Origin of the sequence: Streptomyces rubrogriseus (genome assembly GCF_027947575.1) — a bacterium.
In the GTDB taxonomy this organism is placed as follows: Bacteria; Actinomycetota; Actinomycetes; order Streptomycetales; family Streptomycetaceae; genus Streptomyces; species Streptomyces rubrogriseus.
The window spans coordinates 4,654,614-4,671,832 of sequence record NZ_CP116256.1; the positions used below are offsets into that span (position 1 = coordinate 4,654,614).

Here is a 17,219-nt window from a genome sequence, read left to right on the forward strand (position 1 = left end):
TCAGCCGTGGGTGGAGGTGGAAACGGGGGCAGGGGTGTTCGGGGCGTCCGGTGCCCGGGTGAGTACGGCCAGCGGGGGTGCTCCGGGGCGGGTGGGCAGGGTGCGGGCGGTCATCCCGGACTCGGCGACCACCTCCTTCAGCCCGAAGGGCGCCCACCGGTAGGAGTCGTGCACCTCGCGCTCCGCCTCGGTGGCGTCGTCGCGGTAGACGCGCCAGGTGGAGTGCAGGCGCATCACGCCGTCCTCGGTCTCGTCCGGCGCTCCGCCGAACGACCACTCGTAGCGGTGCCGCCCGGCGGTCGTGGTGGCGAGCCTGGTCTCGGGGAGGGTCAACGGCTCCTCGAACTGCATGAGTTCGACGACCACCAGTCCGCCGGGTGCCAGCCGCCGGTTCAGTCGGCGCCAGAGCCTGGCCCGTCCGTCGGCGTCGAGGTGGCCGAGGACGCCGCACAGCAGGACGGCGCTCACCCGGTCCGGGAGCTCCAGGTCGGGCGCGGCGTCCGCGGTGACGGTGACGCGGGAGCGCAGGTCCGGGTCGCTGAAGACCCGGCTGGTGAGCACCGCGCGCATACCGACCGCCGGTTCGCAGGCCAGGATCTCGGCGTCCGGCCGGGCCCGGGCGACGGCCTCGGTCACCAGTCCGGTGCCGGCGCCGATGTCGACCACGGGGCCACCGCTCAGGTCGGCGTCGGCCAGGAGCGCGGCGACGGCGGGTGCGCTCGCGGTCGCGGTGTGCTCGGCGGCGACGAGGTCGAAGAACTCGGCCGACGGGGTGTAGGGCGAGGCGCTCGAAGGGGCGCGGGTGCGGTGTGCGTCGGCGCCGTCCGTGGCCGTGCGGTGCGTGTCGGCCCCATCCGGGTCGGCGCCGTCCGTGGCCGTACGGTGCGTGTTGATTCGAGCCGTGTCGACGCGGTCCGTGTCGGCGCGAGTCCCCTCCGGGGCGGGGAAGACGTCGCTGACCGCGAGGGGCCGCGGGGTGGCCGGACGGACGATGTCGGGCGGCCCGAGCCGTGCGGCGAGGTCGGTCCAGATGCGGCACACGGCCAGGTCGTACTGCCCCGCGCGAAGGGCGTCGCCGCCCTGCTCGACGGCCGCGCGGAGCCCGTCGAGAGCATGACCGACCGCTTCCGGCCACAGGTCGGAGAAGACGGTGCGGAAGGTGCCCGTGGTCCCCACCACGGCCGTGGTGCCCAGGCCCAGGTGGCCGGTGCCGGGACCGTCGAGGACGAAGCGCCGGTCGGCGTCACGTCCGACGTGCAGCCGGGGACTCCACAGCACGGGGCCGTGGGTGTCGGCCAGGGTGAGGACTCCGCCTTCCGTGCCGATCGAGATCCGGTGCCAGTGCAGTGCGTGGTTGTCCCGGTCGGACGGGTCGAGCTGGTGGTGCACGCGCAGGGTGAGGGGTACGCCCGCCAGCATGCCGTGCAGGGTGCGGAACGGCTGCGGACCGATGTCGGCGGGCAGCGGAGCCGGGTCCGCGAAGCGCCAGGGCCGCAGGGTGCCCATCGCCCGCCCGAGGACGTCCACCAGGGGGTGCATCAGGTGGACCGGGGTGGCGGCGTCCACGAAGAGCGGGCGCTGTTGTGCGACGAGCCTGCGGGCGGCGTCGACGAAGTCACGGACCGGGGCGACGTGCGGGTAGTGGGTGTTGAGGCGGTACTGCACTCCCCGGCGGCGTGCGTGTGTGAGGTTGTCGGTCAACTCGGTGAGGTGGACGGGGTGTTCCTGGAGGACGTGGATGCCCCGGTCCATCAGCGCCCGGGCCAGCTCGGTGCCCTGCCCGCCCGAGATGGCGGAGCTCACCGCCACGCACGCGGCGTCGATGCCGGCCGGGAGGTCGGCGACGTCCGTGTAGTGGGGGACGCCGAGTCGCTCCGCGCAGGCCCGCGAGGCGGCCGAGCCCCGGCTCAGGATGCCGGCCGGCGCGTATCCGGGGCGCCGGTGGACCGCCTCGGCGTAGAAGCGGCCGAAGTTGGTGCCGCAGACCAGCACCCTGAAGGGCGTCGATGTGTTCACAGCACGCCCTCTTCCACCCGGTCGGCACCGGCCGCCGCTCCAGTGGGCCGGAGGTCGGCGACGTTCCCGTCGCGCAGGTGCCGCACCACGGCGTCGGGGTCGAGCACGTCGCAGGCGAAGTGCACGCCCGCCGGTACCCCGGCCCGCAGCACCGCGTCCACCGCGAGCGCGCCCACCGCCGCGGTGAGCCGGTAGCTGCTGGCCGTGCGCAGGGTCAGTCCCGCGGTGGCCGGACGCCCCGACACGGTGCCCGACAGCTCGAAGTCCATGACGTACCAGGGCTTGCGTCCGGCCAGGTCCAGGTCGGCGGCGAGGATCAGCCGGTCGGCCAGCTCCGCCGGGTCGTCCCCGGCGGCGAGGCGGCCCGGCAGCTGGTTGAGCAGCGCGCGTACGGCGGGGCCGGGGTGGACGTTGTACCAGTCGAGCCGGTCGAGGCCGAGGAGGGTGGCGAGGCGTTCGCTCTCCTGGCTGAGGTAGGGCTGGAGGGCCACCCGGCCCGGGAAGGACCGGTGTTCGGCGTCCTCGGCCGTGCGCAGGGCGCGCGGGACGCGCCGGCCGCCGCGGACGGCGGCGAGGGCCTCGCCGTAGGCCGCGCCGTCCGCGCCTCCGGAGGTGAGGGAGAGCATGAGGTCGTGCGCCACCGTCGGCGAGCAGGTCTCCAGTCCGCCGCAGTGCGCGCTCAGGGCGGAGCTGCCGTCCAGGCCCTGCCCGGCCAGCCAGCGGGGCAGGAGGCTGGACAGGCCGGGCAGGGCTCCGGCGGACAGGACGACCGTGCGGCCGTCGCGGGCCGGGTCACCGGCCTCGCGGAGGTCTTCGGCGGCCGGGTCGTCCCCGGCCACGTCGACGCAGTCCGCCGCGGCGGCGAGTGCGGCGGAGGCCACCGTGGCGCGCAGCCGGTAGGTGGGCCCGACGCAGTTGAGGACGATGTCGCAGCCCTCGGTGAAGGCGCGCAGGCCGTCCGGTGCGTCGGCGTCCGCCCACACGGCCTCGTCACGGCCCGCGGGTTCCTCCTCGGCGACCGCGCGCAGGGTGGAGACGGTCCGGCCGCCCAGGCGGAGCCCGGTGTGGCCGAGCGCGCGCAACTCGCGTACGGCGGCGCGGCCCACCGCCCCGGCGGCACCCAGGACTCCGATCACGGGCTTGGTCATCGGGTGATCGCCCCCTGGGTCAGCTCGCCGAGGGTCTTGAGGATCCCGGGGGCGTGTTCGACGGACAGGCAGCTGTAGTGGTCGCCGCCGATGTCGACGATGTCCAGGTCCCCCAGGGCCAGTTCCTCCCAGTAGGCGGTGACGGCGTCCTTGCTGCCGGGGAAGGGGTAGGCGCCGTCGTGGCGCAGGAAGGTGATGTCACCCGCGTAGGGCTCCGCCCGGTAGCGGGTGATGGCGAAGACGCTCTGGCGGAAGGCGAGGAAGAGCCGTGTCATGTGGTCGGGTTCGTAGGTGCCGGCCGACGCGGGCACCGCCTCGCACATCCGGGCGATACGGGTGGCGCGGGGAACGTCGGCGAGTCGCCGGAAGCAGCTCGCGACGTCCTCGAACTCCTCGCCCAGTGCGGCGAGTCCGCCGTCCGGCAGCACACCGGGACTGGCGGCCAGGACGGCGTCGGCCGCGGCGGCCACCCGGTACTGGTCGTCCGGGAACCCGAGGTCGGCCGGGTCGATGCCCATCATGACGGCGAAGGAGTACTCGGCGAGGAGTTCGTCGTCCAGGCGGAAGCGGGGGCTGTGGCTGCTGATGACGGTGAGGCTCTCCACCTCTGCTCCCGACTCGGCCAGGTTGCGGGCCACTTCGGTGGCGATCAGGCCACCCAGGCAGTAGCCGACGACGTGGAAGCGGCGGCGGCCGTCCGCCGTCAGCGCCCGTGCGTAGTCGGCCGCCATCCGCTCGATGAGTCCGTCCGGCGGTGCGGCGAGGAATCCGCTCAGGTCCGGGACCTCCACACCGACGACCTCGGCGAGGCCCGGCGAGCGGCGCCTGATCTCGGTGATCAGCGCCCGGTACGGCATGATCGTGGCGGTTCCGGCGTGCACCAGCACGGTCGTCGGCTCGTCCTCGGAGGGGGAGCCGTGCAGGTGGATCACCGGGTCCGTGCGTACGGCACCGGACGCGGGCGTGTCCTCGGGCCCGGCCAGGCCGCGCAGGAACGCGGCGAGACCCGCGACCGTGGGGCGGCGCAGCATGTGGCGCAGGACGACCTCCCACTCCAGGTCCGCCGCCTGCGGTACGCGTTCCCGCAGCCGGCCCACCATCCGGGCCACCAGGAGCGAGTCGCCGCCCAGGTCGAAGAAGTCGTCGTTGCGGGTGACGCCTTCGACCGCGAGGAGTTCCGCCCACAGGTCGGCCAGGCTGTGCTCCAGCTCGTCCTTCGGCTGCTCGTCCACGACGACCGGTGCGCTCTCCCGGGGCAGCCAGGAGCGCAGGCGCGCGCGGTCGGTCTTGCCGTTGGCCGTGCGGGGCAGGGTGTCGACGACCTGCCACACCGCGGGGAGCATGTACTCCGGGAGCCGGGTGGCCGCCGTTCGGGCCAGTTCCCCCACCGGCACGTGGTGCCGGTCGTCCTTCATGGTGGCGATGAACACCTCCTGCCCGGTGCGTGCCAGGGCGTCCCCGGCGTCGGGCAGCGAGGTGACCCCGGACGCGTCGTGCCCGTCGAGGAGGGCACGCCACTGGGTGTGGGTGAGGAACGACTGCCCGGTGTGCTCGCGCACGTCGGTCCAGGCCCGTCCGGCGACCTCCAGGAACTCCATGGAGACCAGCAGCGGGAGGTTCTCGTCGCGGGTGTTCTCGACGAACACGAGCTGTCCGCCCGGTACGAGCAGTTCCCTGAGCCTGCCCACGGCGGCGTCCGCGTCGGCGGCGGCGTGCAGCGTGTTGGCGCAGACCACGACGTCGAAGGTGTTGGGCAGCAGGTGCTGGGCGCGCGGGTCCTCGTCGACGTCGAAGCGCTGGTAGCGGACCCAGGCGTGGTCGGCGAAGCGCTCGCGGGCCTCGTTCAGGAAGAACGCCGAGGGATCGGTGAACAAGTAGTCGACGCCGTACTCGGCGAGGACGGGCACCAGTTCGCCGGTGGTGCCGCCGACGCCGCCACCGACCTCCAGCACCCGCAGCCGCTCCTCGCCGGTGTGCCCCGCGGCGATCTCGCGCAGCGCGGCGACCACGGCGCGGTTGAGGTGCCGGATGGCGAGGTTGTCCCGGTAGGCGGCGTCCGCGGCGTCCGTTGCCGCGCCCGGGAAGAGCAGGTCCCGGATGCCTGCGTCCCCGGAGACCAGCTCGGGCAGCCGCTCGGCGCAGGTGCGCATGACGGTGAGCAGTTCGGTGCTCCACCCGATCTCGTGCTCCAGGTCGGCGGCCCGCCGCCACCGGCGTTCGGCCTCGGGCTCGGGGACGGGGCGCAGGCCGGTGTAGGTCGCGTCGGCGGCCCGGTGGGTGAGCCGGTCCCGGGCGGCGAGGGCGCGCAGCCAGCGGCGCACGATGTGCCGGTGGCGCGGTGTGGCGCGCAGTGCCGTGCCCACCTCCTCCGCCGTGCGTGCCGCGGCCGAGTCGAACACGCCGGAGGCGGCGAGGACCCGGGTCATCTCGGCGACGGCGACGTCGTCGAGGGCGGCGAGGAATTCGGTGAGCCGCGCGGCGTCGACGGCCGCGCCCGCTTCGCGTACCGCCTCGGCGGCTGCCGTGCGCGCCTGTTCGCGGCTCGTCACCGCGGGCCCGCCGTCCTTGCGTGCCGTCTCGACGAACGCGGCCAGGCGCCGCCCGCCCGCCGCCGAGTCGTCCACGACGACCGCGCCCGCGGCGACCGCGGGGTGGGTCTGTACGGCGGCCTCCACCTCGGCGAGTTCGACCCGGTAGCCGCGGATCTTGATCTGGGCGTCCTCCCGGCCCAGGAACTCGATGGTCCCGTCGGGCAGGTAGCGGCCGAGGTCGCCCGTGCGGTAGAGCCGCTCTCCGGTGGCGGAGTCGGTGAGGAACCGCTGTGCCGTGCGCTCGCCGTCGCCGAGGTAGCCCAGGGCGACACCGGCACCGCCGATGTACAGCTCGCCCGGAACCCACTCGGGCCGCGGCCGCAGGTGCCGGTCGAGCACGGCGAACGTCTGGTTGGTCAGGGGCTTGCCGTACGGGATGCTGGGGCGGGCGGTGTCGACCTCGCCGATCGGGTGGGCGATGGACCAGATGGAGCCCTCGGTGGCTCCGCCGAGGGAGACGATCTCCAGTCCGGGCAGGAGTTCACGGGCCTGGTCGGGCAGCGAGACCGGTATCCAGTCGCCCGATATCAGTGCCAGGCGCAGGGAGCCGTCGTCGGTGGGCGGCTCGGAGCGGAGCCAGTCGCACAGCATGTGGAGCTGGCCCGGCACGGAGTTCCACACCGTGACGCCGAAGTCGCGGACGAGTTCGGCCCAGTGGGAGGGGTCGCCGCGCCGGTCGGATTGGGGCAGGACGAGGGTGGCGCCCACGGCGAGCGGTCCGAACAGGTCGTAGACGGACAGGTCGAAGCCGAGTCCGGCGATGCCGAGGACGCGGTCGCGCTCGTCGACGGCGAAGCGGCGGTTGATGTCCTCGACGGTGTTGAGGGCGGCCCGGTGGCTGATCATCACGCCCTTGGGCGTGCCGGTGGAGCCCGAGGTGTAGATGACGTAGGCGAGGTCGTCCGGGTCCCGGCGGGCGGTGGTCGGGCGGTCCGCGGTGGCCTCCCCGGCAAGGTCCACGGCGACGGGCGACACCGTCGACGGGAGGTCCTCGAGTTCGGCGAGCCAGGACTGGGTGAGGACGGTGCGGACGCCGGCGTCCGCGATGATCGTGTCCCGGCGGGCCGCCGGCTGGGCCGTGTCGACGGGCAGGTAGGCGCCGCCCGCCATGAGGATGCCGAAGACGGCGACGACCTGTTCCCAGCCCTTGTCCATCCAGATGGCCACCGGTTCCCCGGGGCGCAGTCCGCAGGCCGTCAGCTGCTGGGCGAGGCCCGTGGCGCGGGCGACGAGCTGCCGGTAGGAGAGGGCCAGTTCGGGGGTGCGGACCGCGATCGCGTCCGGCGTGGTCCGTGCCCGGGCGAGTACGGGTACGTGGAGCAGGGCGTCCGGGAGGGGGCCCTCGGTCGCGTTGACCGCGGCCCGGCGCGCCGCCTGCGCCGCGGGCAGCGGGATGCGGACGGGCGCGTCCCAGGCCTTCTCGCCTGTCTCGCCCTCGGCCGACAGCGAACGCACGAGTGCCGTGTACGCCTCGAACATGGCGTCGGCCGTCCCGTGGGCGAGCGCGCCCTCCCGGATGTCCCAGGACAGGCTGAGGGTGTCGCCGCGGTGCATGACCTGGCAGTCGAGCCACACCTGCGGTGTCCGGGTCGCGGCGTACTCCACCTCGGGGGGCACGCCCTCGGACGTGGCGCCCGAGCCCAGGGCGCTGGTGAAGACGACCGGCATGAGGACCGGACCGCCGGCCCTGCGGGAGAGTTCGGCGAGCACCTCCGAGCCGGTGAACAGGGGGTGGGCCAGGTCTTCGAGGAGCTGTTCGCCGACGGCTCCGGTCCGTTCGGCGAAGGTGGCCGGGGTGTCGAGGTCGACGGCGAGGAGTTCGAGCGAGGTGAAGTCGCCGACGAGTCGGTCGATGTCCTCGTGCAGGGCGGGCCGGTCGACGGTGGGCACGTTGAGCGTGAACCGGCTGGAGCGCGACCAGGCGCCGACCGTCTCCGCGTACGCGGCGAGCAGGGCCGTCGAGAGGGTCAGCCCGCGCCGCGCGGCACGTTCGGTGAGCCGGTCCCGGTCGGCCGCGGGCAGCAGCACCTCCAGTCGGCGGAACGCCACCGCGTCGCCGCCGGAGGCCGGGCCGCGGCCTGCTTGTCCCGGGTCGTCCACCGCGGCCTGCCAGGCTTCGGCGAGGGGCAGTTCGGGGGCGGGAGGCAGGGTGTCGAGCCGTTCGGTCCAGTAGGCGCGGTCGCGGGCGTGGCCGTCGGTGTCGGCGAGGGCGCGGCGGGCCAGGACGTAGTCGCGGAAGGTGATCCGCGGCGCGTCGGTGAGAGGGGTGCCGCCGTAGCTCCGCTGGAACTCGGCGAGCAGGATCCGCAGGCTGGCGTGGTCGACGACGAGCATGTCGAAGGAGAGGTGCAGTACGGCCCGCCGACCGGTCCGGGTCACGTGCACGTCGAAGAGGGGCCACTGGTCGGTGGGCGCCTCGCGGGCGGACAGCCGCGCCCGGGTGTGCCGCATCCGTGCCTCGGCGGTGGCGGCCGGCAGCGCGGTCAGGTCGTCGGCCCCGACGGGCAGCGCGGGCACCTCGGGCAGGACCCGCTGGTGGCCGTCCTGGTGGATGACGGCCCGGAGCATGTCGTGCCGCTGGACGAGTTGCCGCCACACGGAGGTGACGCGGTCGATGTCGAGGTCCGGGTATGCCAGCTCCACGTAGGCGTGGCAGCCGACGCCCCCGTAGGCGTAGGCGTCGGTGCGGCCGACGAGGTAGGCGGCCTGGATGTCCGTCAGCGGGAAGGGTTCGTGGCGGTGGCCGGGGTCGGCCCGCAGCGCGGGTTCCGCCGCCTCCAGGTGGCGCAGGAGGGCTTCCTTGTGCGTGCGCAGTTCGGCTCGGTGCGTGTCGGTGAGCCGGCCCTGCGGGGCCCGGAACCGCAGTTGTCCGTCCTGGGCCCAGAGCGTCACGCCCTCGTCCGCGTATCGGGCCAGCAGTTCAGCGATGTTCACAGCTCTCCGGTCTCGTAGGCGGTCCCGTGGGCCGCGAGCGTTCGGGTGATGTCCGCGGCGAGCGCGGCGATGGTCGGTGCGGCGAAGAAGCGGCGGGCGGGCACGGTGGCCCCGAAGCGGCGTTCGATCGCCGTGAGCAGGCGCAGCGCGGTGAGGCTGTCGCCGCCGACGGTGAAGAAGTTGGCGTTGCGGTCCGGCGACCCGTGCGGCAGGCATGCGTGCCAGAGGGCGGCGAGGGCCGTCTCGGTCTCGCCCCGTGGCGGCTCGGCGACGGCGGAGACCGCCTCGGGTCCCGCGAGGGCGGTCAGGGCGGCCCGGTCGACCTTGCCGTTCGCGGTGAGCGGCAGGGCGGGCAGCACCAGGATGCGGGACGGGACGGCGTAGACCGGTACGCGCTCGGCCAGCAGGGCGAGGAGGTCCTCGGTGAGCCCGGGGTTCTCGACCGTCCCGGTGTCGGTGGCGGGCGGTGGTTCGTGCGGTACGGCGAACGCCACCAGGCGTCTGGCGGTGCGCTCCCCCACGGCCAGGGCGGCGGCGCGCGCGACGGCCGGGTGGGCCTCCAGCGCGGCCTCGACCTCGCCGGCCTCGATGCGGTGGCCGGCGATCTTCAGCTGGCTGTCGAGCCGGCCGAGGAACTCCAGCAGTCCGTCGTCCCGGAACCGGCCCAGGTCTCCCGTCCGGTACCAGCGCCGCCCGTCCCGTTCGACGAACTTCTCGGCGGTGCGGGCCGGGTCGGCCAGGTAGCCGCGGGCCAGTCCCGCGCCGCCGATCCACAGTTCGCCGGGCGCCCAGTCGGGGCAGTTGCGGCCGTCCCGGTCGACCACGCGGTAGTGCTGGCCGGTCAGGGGGCGTCCGTAGGGGATGGACACCCACCGGGGGTCGGGTTCCGTGACGGTGAGGGTGTTGGACCAGATGGCGGCTTCCGTGGCTCCGCCCATGGCGACGAAGGCGCAGGACCGCCCGGTCCGTGCTCGCAGCCGGGCGGGCAGGTCGAGGCCGATCCAGTCGCCGGAGACCAGGGCGGTCCGCAGCCCCGCGATCCGGCGGCCTTCCCGTCCCTCCTGTCCGTCGGCGTCGAGCAGCAGGTCGAGCAGGGCTGGGACGGTGTTCCAGACGGTCACGCCGTACCGGTCCAGCAGGTCCGGCCAGCGGGCCGGTTCACGGCGTTGGTCCTCGGTGGGCAGCAGGAGGGAGCCGCCCGCGGCGAGCAGGCCGAAGACGTCGTACACGGACAGGTCGAAGTCCAGTGCCGACAGGGCGAATACGCGGTCGTCGCCCCGGATGCCGTGGCGGGCGTTGATGTCCGCGACCGTGTTCCAGGCGGCGGCGTGGGTGATCTCGACGCCCTTGGGCTCGCCGGTGGAGCCCGACGTGAAGATCACGTAGGCGAGCGCGTCGGGAGCCGTTCCGACCGGCGTGGACAGCGGCTCGCCGCCCTGCGTGTCGGCCGGGGACAGGGTGCGGGGGCCGGTGCCGTCCGTGGCGGGCCAGGCGCCCAGGACGACGTCGAAACCGGCCGTGGCACGCACCCGCTCCAGCCGTGCGGCGGGCTGTCGGAGGCTCAGGGGGACGTAGGCGGCGCCGGCCGCCAGCGTGCCCAGGACCGCCGCGACCTGTTTCGTTCCCTTGGGCAGGGTGACCGCGACCAGGTCGCCGGGCCGCACCCCGGCGTCGGCGAGGGCGGCGGCGGTGCGCAGCGCCTGTGCGGCGAGGGCTCCGTAGGTCACCTCCTGCCCCGCCGTCGTGACGAGGGCGGTGCGGTCGGGGGTGGCCGCCGCGTGGGTGAAGAACATCTGGTGCAGCGGGCGCGGTGGCACCGGTTCCAGGGCGGCCTCCCGTGCCGCGGCCTCCCGCCGTTCGTACTGGGCGGCGGGCACCAGGTCGGGGAGCGGTGCCTGCCAGTCACCGTCCACGAGGTGCCGCAGCAGCCGTTCGTACGCGGAGAACATCGCGTCCAGCACGCCCTCGGCGAACGGTTCCTCGACGGCGTCCCAGGTGACGACGAGGTTCCCGGACTCCTCGGTGACCTGGTTGTCCAGGCAGACCTGCGGGGACTGGGAGATGCCCCAGACCTTCGGGGGGAGTCCGGTGCCCGGTCCGGCGAGCGTCGCGTCCCCGACGCCGATGGCGCTGGTGAACACCACGGGTGCGGCGGCGTCCACCGTGCCCGTGCGCCGGCCGAACTCCCGCAGCAGCCAGTCGATCGGCACGTCGGCGTGGTCGAGGTCCTCGGCCTGGCGGCGTTGCAGCTGGGCGGCCGCCGCGGGCCAGTCGGCGCCCTCGCGCCGGTAGCCGGCGAGGGACAGGGAGGTGAAGTCGCCCAGTACCCGGTGGATGTGGGGGTGGACGTCACGCCGGTTGAAGAGGGTGAGCGTGACGGTCACGGCGTCGGTCCCGCTCCAGGCCGCCAGGACCTCCGCGTACAGGGCGAGCAGGACGGTGGACGGGGTGAGGCCGTGCCGGGCGGCCTCCCGCTTGACGGCCTGCCAGTCCCCGGCGGGCAGGCTCAGCCGGCGCCGGGTGAAGACGGGGGCGTCGAGCGTCGCCGGGTCCCGGTCGAAGGGCAGGGCGGGCGGCGGCGGCAGCTCCGGCAGGCGGGCCTGCCAGTGGGCGCGGGCCCGCGCGGTCGACTCGGGGTCGGCCGGGAGGCGGGTCAGGTAGTCGCGGAACGACACGTCGACGGGGGGAAGTCGGTGTTCCGGGTCGGCGTAGAGCGCGTTCAGTTCGGCGTAGAGCGTGGTGATGGAGAGCGCGTCGAGCACGAGGTAGTCCAGGCCGATGCCGATCCGGGTCCGTGTCTCGCCGCCCCTCTCCTCGGCGTCTTCGTCCGCCCGGTGGCGCACCGCCTCGATGGCGAACAGCGGCCAGCGGGCGGGGTCGCGGACCTGCTGGGACAGGCGGGCGCGCAGGCCGGCCAGGGCCTCGGCCGCGCCACCGGCTCGGGCGTCGTGCACGGGTATGCGCACCGGCGGTACGTCGGGCAGGACACGCTGGTGTCCGTCCTCGACGACGGCGCGGAGCATGCCGTGCCGTCGCACCAGGATGTTCCAGGCGCGCTCCAGCCGGTCCAGGTCGACGTCGGTGCCGTCGAACTCCGTGTAGTGCCAGGTGCCTACGCCGCCGAGGGTGAACCGGGCGTCGCGGCCGGTGTGGTAAGCGGCCTGGACGTCGGTCAGCGGGAACGGCTCGTGCGCGTGGTCCGGATCGGGCACGAGGACGGGAGAGGTGCCCGCGGCGGGCCCTTCGTCGGTGGTCGTGGCGGGGCGCAGCGTCTCGCAGAAGTGCCGGAGTACGGGGCGGGCGAACAGGTCGGCCACGCGGGCGCCCGGGAAGCCCGCGGCGCGCAGCCGGCCGATCATGCGCGTCGCGACGAGTGAGTCGCCGCCCAGCAGGAAGAAGCCGCTCTCGCGTCCCACTTCGGCCACGCCGAGCAGGTCGACCCATTCGGCCGCGACGGCGGTCTCCACCGGGCCGGCCGGCGCCGACGTGGCGGGTCCGGGCCGGTCGGCGGTCTCGGTCAGCGCCTGCCGGACGGCCGTCCGGTCGAGCTTGCCGTTGGCGGTCAGCGGCAGGTCGCGCAGGACGAGGACGCGCTCGGGGACCATGTGGGCCGGGAGGCGTTCCGCCGCCCGCAGGCGTATCTCGTCCGGGTGCGGTGCGCCGGCGGGGGCGGACACGGCCGCGGCGAGGTGCCGTACGGGGGTGTCGAGGACGGTCGCGACCGCGTGCAGGACGGCGGGGTCGTCCTCCAGCGCGGACTCGACCTCCCCCAGTTCGATGCGGTGGCCGCCGATCTTCACCTGGTGGTCGGCGCGGCCGAGGAACTCCAGCACGCCGTCGGGCCGGTAGCGGGCCAGGTCGCCGCTGCGGTACCAGCGTTCGCCGTCGTGGTCGACGAAGCGCTCCGCCGTGCGTTCGGGGTCCGCGCGGTAGCCGTTGGCCACGCCGGGCCCGCCGATCCACAGCTCGCCCGGGACGAGATCGGGGCAGTCGCGGCCGCGTCCGTCCACGACGCGGGCCCGCATGTTGCGCAGCGGAACGCCGTAGGGGACGGACTTCCAGGCGGGGTCGGTCTCCTCCACCTCGAACACCGTGGAGTGGACGGCGGCCTCGGTCATGCCGCCGAGCGCCACGAAACGGCAGCCGGGGACGAGCGCGCGGAGTCTGCGGGGCTGGTCGAGCCCGATCCAGTCGCCGCCGAGCAGCACCATGCGCAGGGAGTCCCCGAGGCCGTCGTCCTCCCCCGCGGCCATCAGCAGGTCCAGCAGGGCGGGCACGCACTGGACCAGCGTCACGCCGTGCGTGCGCACCAGCCGCGCCCAGTGGTGGGCGTCGCGGCGGTGTTCCTGTCCTACGGCCACCACCTGACCGCCGAGGGACAGCGGGGTGAAGACGTCCCAGGTGGCGAGGTCGAAGTCCAGCGCGGAGATGGCGAGCGTGCGGTCCGCCGGGCCGAGCCCGAGCTGCGCCTCCATCGCCTCAATGGTGTTGACGACCGCCCGGTGCGACACCTCGACGGCCTTGGGCCGCCCCGTCGAGCCGGACGTGAACAGCACGTAGGCGGCCAGGCCGGGGTCCGGCCGGACGACCGGCGCGGGAGGGAGCGCCGAGGCGTCCTCCACGAGCACCACCGGGGCCGGGGAGACCTCCTCGCACAGGTGGGCGTGGTCCCGGTCGGTGAGTACGGCGGAGGCGCCGGCCACCGCGTGGATGCGTCGCCGGCGCACGGCGGGCTGTTCCACGCCGACGGGGGCGTAGGCCGCGCCCGCGGCCAGCACGCCGAGGACCGCGGTGATCTGGTCGTCGCCCTTGGGCAGGGTGACGGCGACGGTGTCGCCCTCCCGCACGCCGTGGGCGTGCAGCAGCGCGGCGATCCGCCGGGCGGCGTGGGCGAGTTCGCCGTAGGTGAGGGTGTCGCCGGTCGTGCGGACCACCGCGGTGCGGCCCGGCCCGGTCTCGGCCAGCCGGAAGAAGCGGGTGTGCAGGGCGCGGTCCGCGACGGGCGCGGCGGGCAGGGCGGCCACCGCGCGCCGGGGCAGCACGTCGGGGTCGAGCAGGCCGTCCACGGGCCGGTCCCAGGCGTCGGGGTCGGTCACCAGACGGGTGACGAGGCGGCGGTAGGCATCGAACGCGGCGTCGGGCACACCGGCCTCGAACACGCCGTCCCGCACGTCCCAGTTAAGGAGGAGACCGCCGTCGAGTTCGGTGACCTGGGCGTCCAGATACACCTGCGGGCCCTGCGAGATGATCCAGGAGGGGTGGCCGAAGGACTTCTGGACGTCCTGCTCGAAGATCTCCCCGAGACCGATGGCGCTCGTGTACACGACGGGGGCCAGTACCGGTGCTCCCTCGGCGCGGGCGAGGTCGCGCAGCACCTCGACACCGCCGTACGCGCCGTGGGAGATTCCGGCCTGCAACCGCTCCTGGAGGCCGCGGGCCTGCCGGGAGAAGGGAAGGGGCGCGCTCAGGTCCGCGTCGAGCAGGACCGAGCTGCTGAAGTCGCCGACGAGTCCGGCGACTTCGGGTGCGAACATCTCCCGGTCGAACAGCGGCAAGTTGAGCAGGAAGCGCCGGCTGTCGCTCCAGGCGGCGATCACCTCGGCGAAGGCGGTGGCGAGGGCGGCGGCGGGGGTGACTGCGTGCCGACGGGCGGCGCCGAGGAGGGCGGCCTTGTCGGCGGGGCCGAGCCAGTGGTGCAGGCGGCGGGAGTGGGTCAGCGTGCCGTCGTCCGCGGTGACCGGGGTCAGCGGGTCGACGGTCGTCGGCAGCCGCGGGGCCCGCGGCAGATCCGGCAGGCGCTCGCGCCACCAGGCGGCGTCCCGCTCTCGCTCGGTCCGTCGCCGGGAGTCGTGCTCCGCGAGGTAGCGCCGGTAGTCGAGCCCGAGTTCGCGCGGCGGTTCGTCCGGACACTCGTAGAAGCGGCGCAGGTCGGACAGGAGGACCCGCAGGCTCAGCGCGTCACCGGCCATCATGTCCAGGTCGATCTGGAGGCGGGTCCTGCCGTCGGGGAGCAGGCACAGGGCCGCGCGGAAGACGTCACCGGCGCCGATGTCCGGGCGGGTGTGGGTGTTGCGCTCGCGCAGCCGTTCCAGCTCGGACTCGGACTCGACGGGGGCGAGTTCCCGCAGGTCGTGGACGGTGAGCGGCGCCCCGGCGGCACCGAAGCGCTGACGGCCGTCCTCGTCGAAGACGGCCCTGAGCATGCCGTGCCGCAGCACGAGCGACCGCAGGGCGGTGTCCAGCCGGGCCGGGTCGACGCCGTGGCCGTCGAGTTCGACGTAGAAGTGCGCGGCGACGCCGCCGAGGGGCTGTCCGTCCTGGCGGCCGATCCAGTAGGCGTGCTGCATCGTGGCCAGCGGGAAGGAGTCCGTGTCCGGATCCGCACCGGCCACCGGCGCGGGCGGCCCGGGCGGGACGGTGGTGGCCGTGTCGTCGTTCGCGGCCCGCGCGAGCAGGGTCGTCCAGTCCCGCAGGGTCGGCCTGCTCGTGAGGTCCTGGAAGGTGACCGTGCTGCCCTCGCGCCGCCAGGTACCGACCAGGGACATCAAGGCCAGCGAGTCGAGGCCGAGTTCGAAGAGGTCTCGGTCGTCCTCCAGCTCCTCCGGTGCGATCTCCAGCACGCCCGCCACGGCTTCCCGCACCGCGGCGGGTGCGTGGCGGGCGCGGCTGCCGACGTCTCCTTCCGCTGTCCGCGCCTGGACGACTGCTTCATCGCTCACTGGTGCTGCCTTCCGGTCGGACGGTGCTAGATAGAAATGATTATCATTTCTATAGTTCACATCGTAATCACACGACGGGACTCGGCGCCAGAGCCGGAGGCCCGGCAAAAAAAGAGAGGCACAGCCCGTGAGCGAGACTCAACGGACCTGGTCCGAAGCCGAATCGGCGCACTACCGTGCCGCCGGGCACTGGCAGGGGGTGACGTTCGCCGCCCGGCTGCGGGAGAGTGCGGCGGTCCACGGAGCGCATGTCGCCCTGGTCGACGGTGACCGGCGGTGGACCTACGCGGAGCTGGACGCCGAGGCCGACCGCGTCGCCCGCGGGCTGAGGGGACTCGGGATCGGGCGGGGTGACCGCGTGGTGGTCCAGCTCCCCAACTGCGCGGAGTTCGTGCTCGTGTGGTTCGGGCTGCAGCGCGTCGGTGCCGTTCCGGTGCACGCCATGCCGGGCCACCGGCGCCTGGAGATCGGCCACCTGGTGCGCGTGGCGGGCGCCGTGGCCTGCGTGGTGCCGGACCGGCACGCCCGCTTCGACCACCGCGAACTGATGCGCGAGGTACGGGCGGAGCAAGGGCCGGGCGGCTCGCTGCGGCACGTCGTGGTGGTCGGAGATCCCGGGACCGGCGAAGGCTTCGTCCCCTTCGAGGCGCTGCGGACGGACACACCGTCCGCGTCGGGCCCCGGGTCCGGCCCCGCATCCGGTGTCGCATCCGGCGAGGGCGCTGCGGACGCCGCCGATGTCGCCCTCCTGCTGCTGTCCGGCGGCACCACGGGACTTCCCAAGCTCATCCCGCGCACCCACGACGACTACGCCTACAACGCGCGTGCCTGCGCGGAGGTCTGCGCACTCGACGCGCGCACCGTGTACCTCGCGGTGTTGCCCCTCGGGTTCAACTTCGCCTTCGCCTGCCCCGGTGTGCTGGGCACCCTCATGGCCGGGGGAACCGTCGTCGTCGCGCCCGACCCCAGCCCGCAGACGGCGTTCGCCCTCGTCGAGCGGGAGGGCGTGACCCTGACCTCGCTGACGCCCCCGCTCGTCCCCCACTGGACGGACGAGGCCGCGTCCGGCTCCTGGGACCTCGGCAGCCTCTCGGTGGTGCAGGTCGGCGGGGCGCGGCTGCCCGAGGACCACGCCCGCAGGCTCGGACCGGCGCTCGGGGTGACCGTGCAACAGGTCTTCGGCATGGCGGAGGGCCTGATCAACCTCACCCGCCTCGACGACCCCGAGGACCTGGTCTGCGCCACCCAGGGCCGGCCGGTCTCGCCGGACGACGAGGTGCTCGTGGTGGACGCCGACGGCAGGCCCGTGCCGGACGGTACGGAGGGTGAGCTGCTCACCCGCGGTCCGTACACGTTGCGTGGCTACTACCGCGCCGAGGAGCACAACCGCACCGCGTTCACGCCGGACGGCTACTACCGCTCCGGAGACGTGGTGCGGCGTCTGCCGTCCGGTCACCTCGTGGTCGTGGGGCGGCTCAAGGACCAGATCAACCGCGGTGGCGAGAAGGTCGCCGCGGTGGAGGTGGAGGAGCAACTGCTGACGCATCCCGCGATCACGGCGGCGGCGCTGGTCGGAGTGCCGGACGAGCGGTGGGGTGAGCGGTCGGTCGCCTTCGTCGTCTGTGCGGGCGCGGCTCCCGGCGTCCGGGCGGTCGCCGCCCATCTGAAGGAGCGCGGGCTGGCCGGGTACAAGGCTCCGGACGAGGTGGTGCGGGTTCCCCGGCTTCCGCTCACCGCGGTCGGCAAGGTCGACAAGGCGGCACTGGCACGGCAGTTGCCCCGGCCGTGAGACCCGGCGTGGAGGAGCGCCC

The 17,219-nt window shown here is 74.3% G+C and carries 5 protein-coding genes; 1 reads left to right on the forward strand and 4 read right to left on the reverse strand.

Annotated features, from left to right (window positions below):
- The 4 genes from Sru02f_RS21315 to Sru02f_RS21330 are packed head-to-tail and all read right to left on the reverse strand — an operon-like array spanning position 1 to position 15,408.
- A complete protein-coding gene (locus Sru02f_RS21315; RefSeq protein WP_109032436.1) occupies positions 1 to 2,016 on the reverse strand; it encodes a Gfo/Idh/MocA family oxidoreductase in 2,016 nt (671 codons plus the stop codon).
- On the reverse strand, positions 2,013 to 3,164 hold the full coding sequence (locus tag Sru02f_RS21320) for a saccharopine dehydrogenase NADP-binding domain-containing protein (protein ID WP_109032435.1): 1,152 nt from the start codon (positions 3,162 to 3,164) through the stop codon (positions 2,013 to 2,015). The genes Sru02f_RS21315 and Sru02f_RS21320 overlap by 4 nt, the downstream gene beginning before the upstream one ends.
- The gene (locus Sru02f_RS21325) at positions 3,161 to 8,689 is read right to left on the reverse strand and encodes a non-ribosomal peptide synthetase (protein ID WP_109032434.1); all 5,529 of its coding nucleotides are present in this window, start codon (positions 8,687 to 8,689) and stop codon (positions 3,161 to 3,163) included. The genes Sru02f_RS21320 and Sru02f_RS21325 overlap by 4 nt, the downstream gene beginning before the upstream one ends.
- Positions 8,686 to 15,408, reverse strand: coding sequence for a non-ribosomal peptide synthetase (locus tag Sru02f_RS21330; protein ID WP_109032433.1), 6,723 nt, complete (start codon positions 15,406 to 15,408; stop codon positions 8,686 to 8,688). Before Sru02f_RS21330 ends, Sru02f_RS21325 begins: the two co-directional genes overlap by 4 nt.
- 127 nt (positions 15,409 to 15,535) lie before the next feature.
- On the opposite strand from Sru02f_RS21330, the gene Sru02f_RS21335 reads away from it, so the two are divergent.
- Positions 15,536 to 17,197, forward strand: coding sequence for a (2,3-dihydroxybenzoyl)adenylate synthase (locus tag Sru02f_RS21335; RefSeq protein WP_109032432.1), 1,662 nt, complete (start codon positions 15,536 to 15,538; stop codon positions 17,195 to 17,197).
- Positions 17,198 to 17,219 lie beyond the last annotated feature (22 nt).

Bases quoted from the DNA above. Each gene is read 5' to 3' on its own strand.
- Sru02f_RS21320 (WP_109032435.1), bottom strand. From the start codon at position 3,164: ATGACCAAGCCCGTGATCGGAGTCCTGGGTGCCGCCGGGGCGGTGGGC.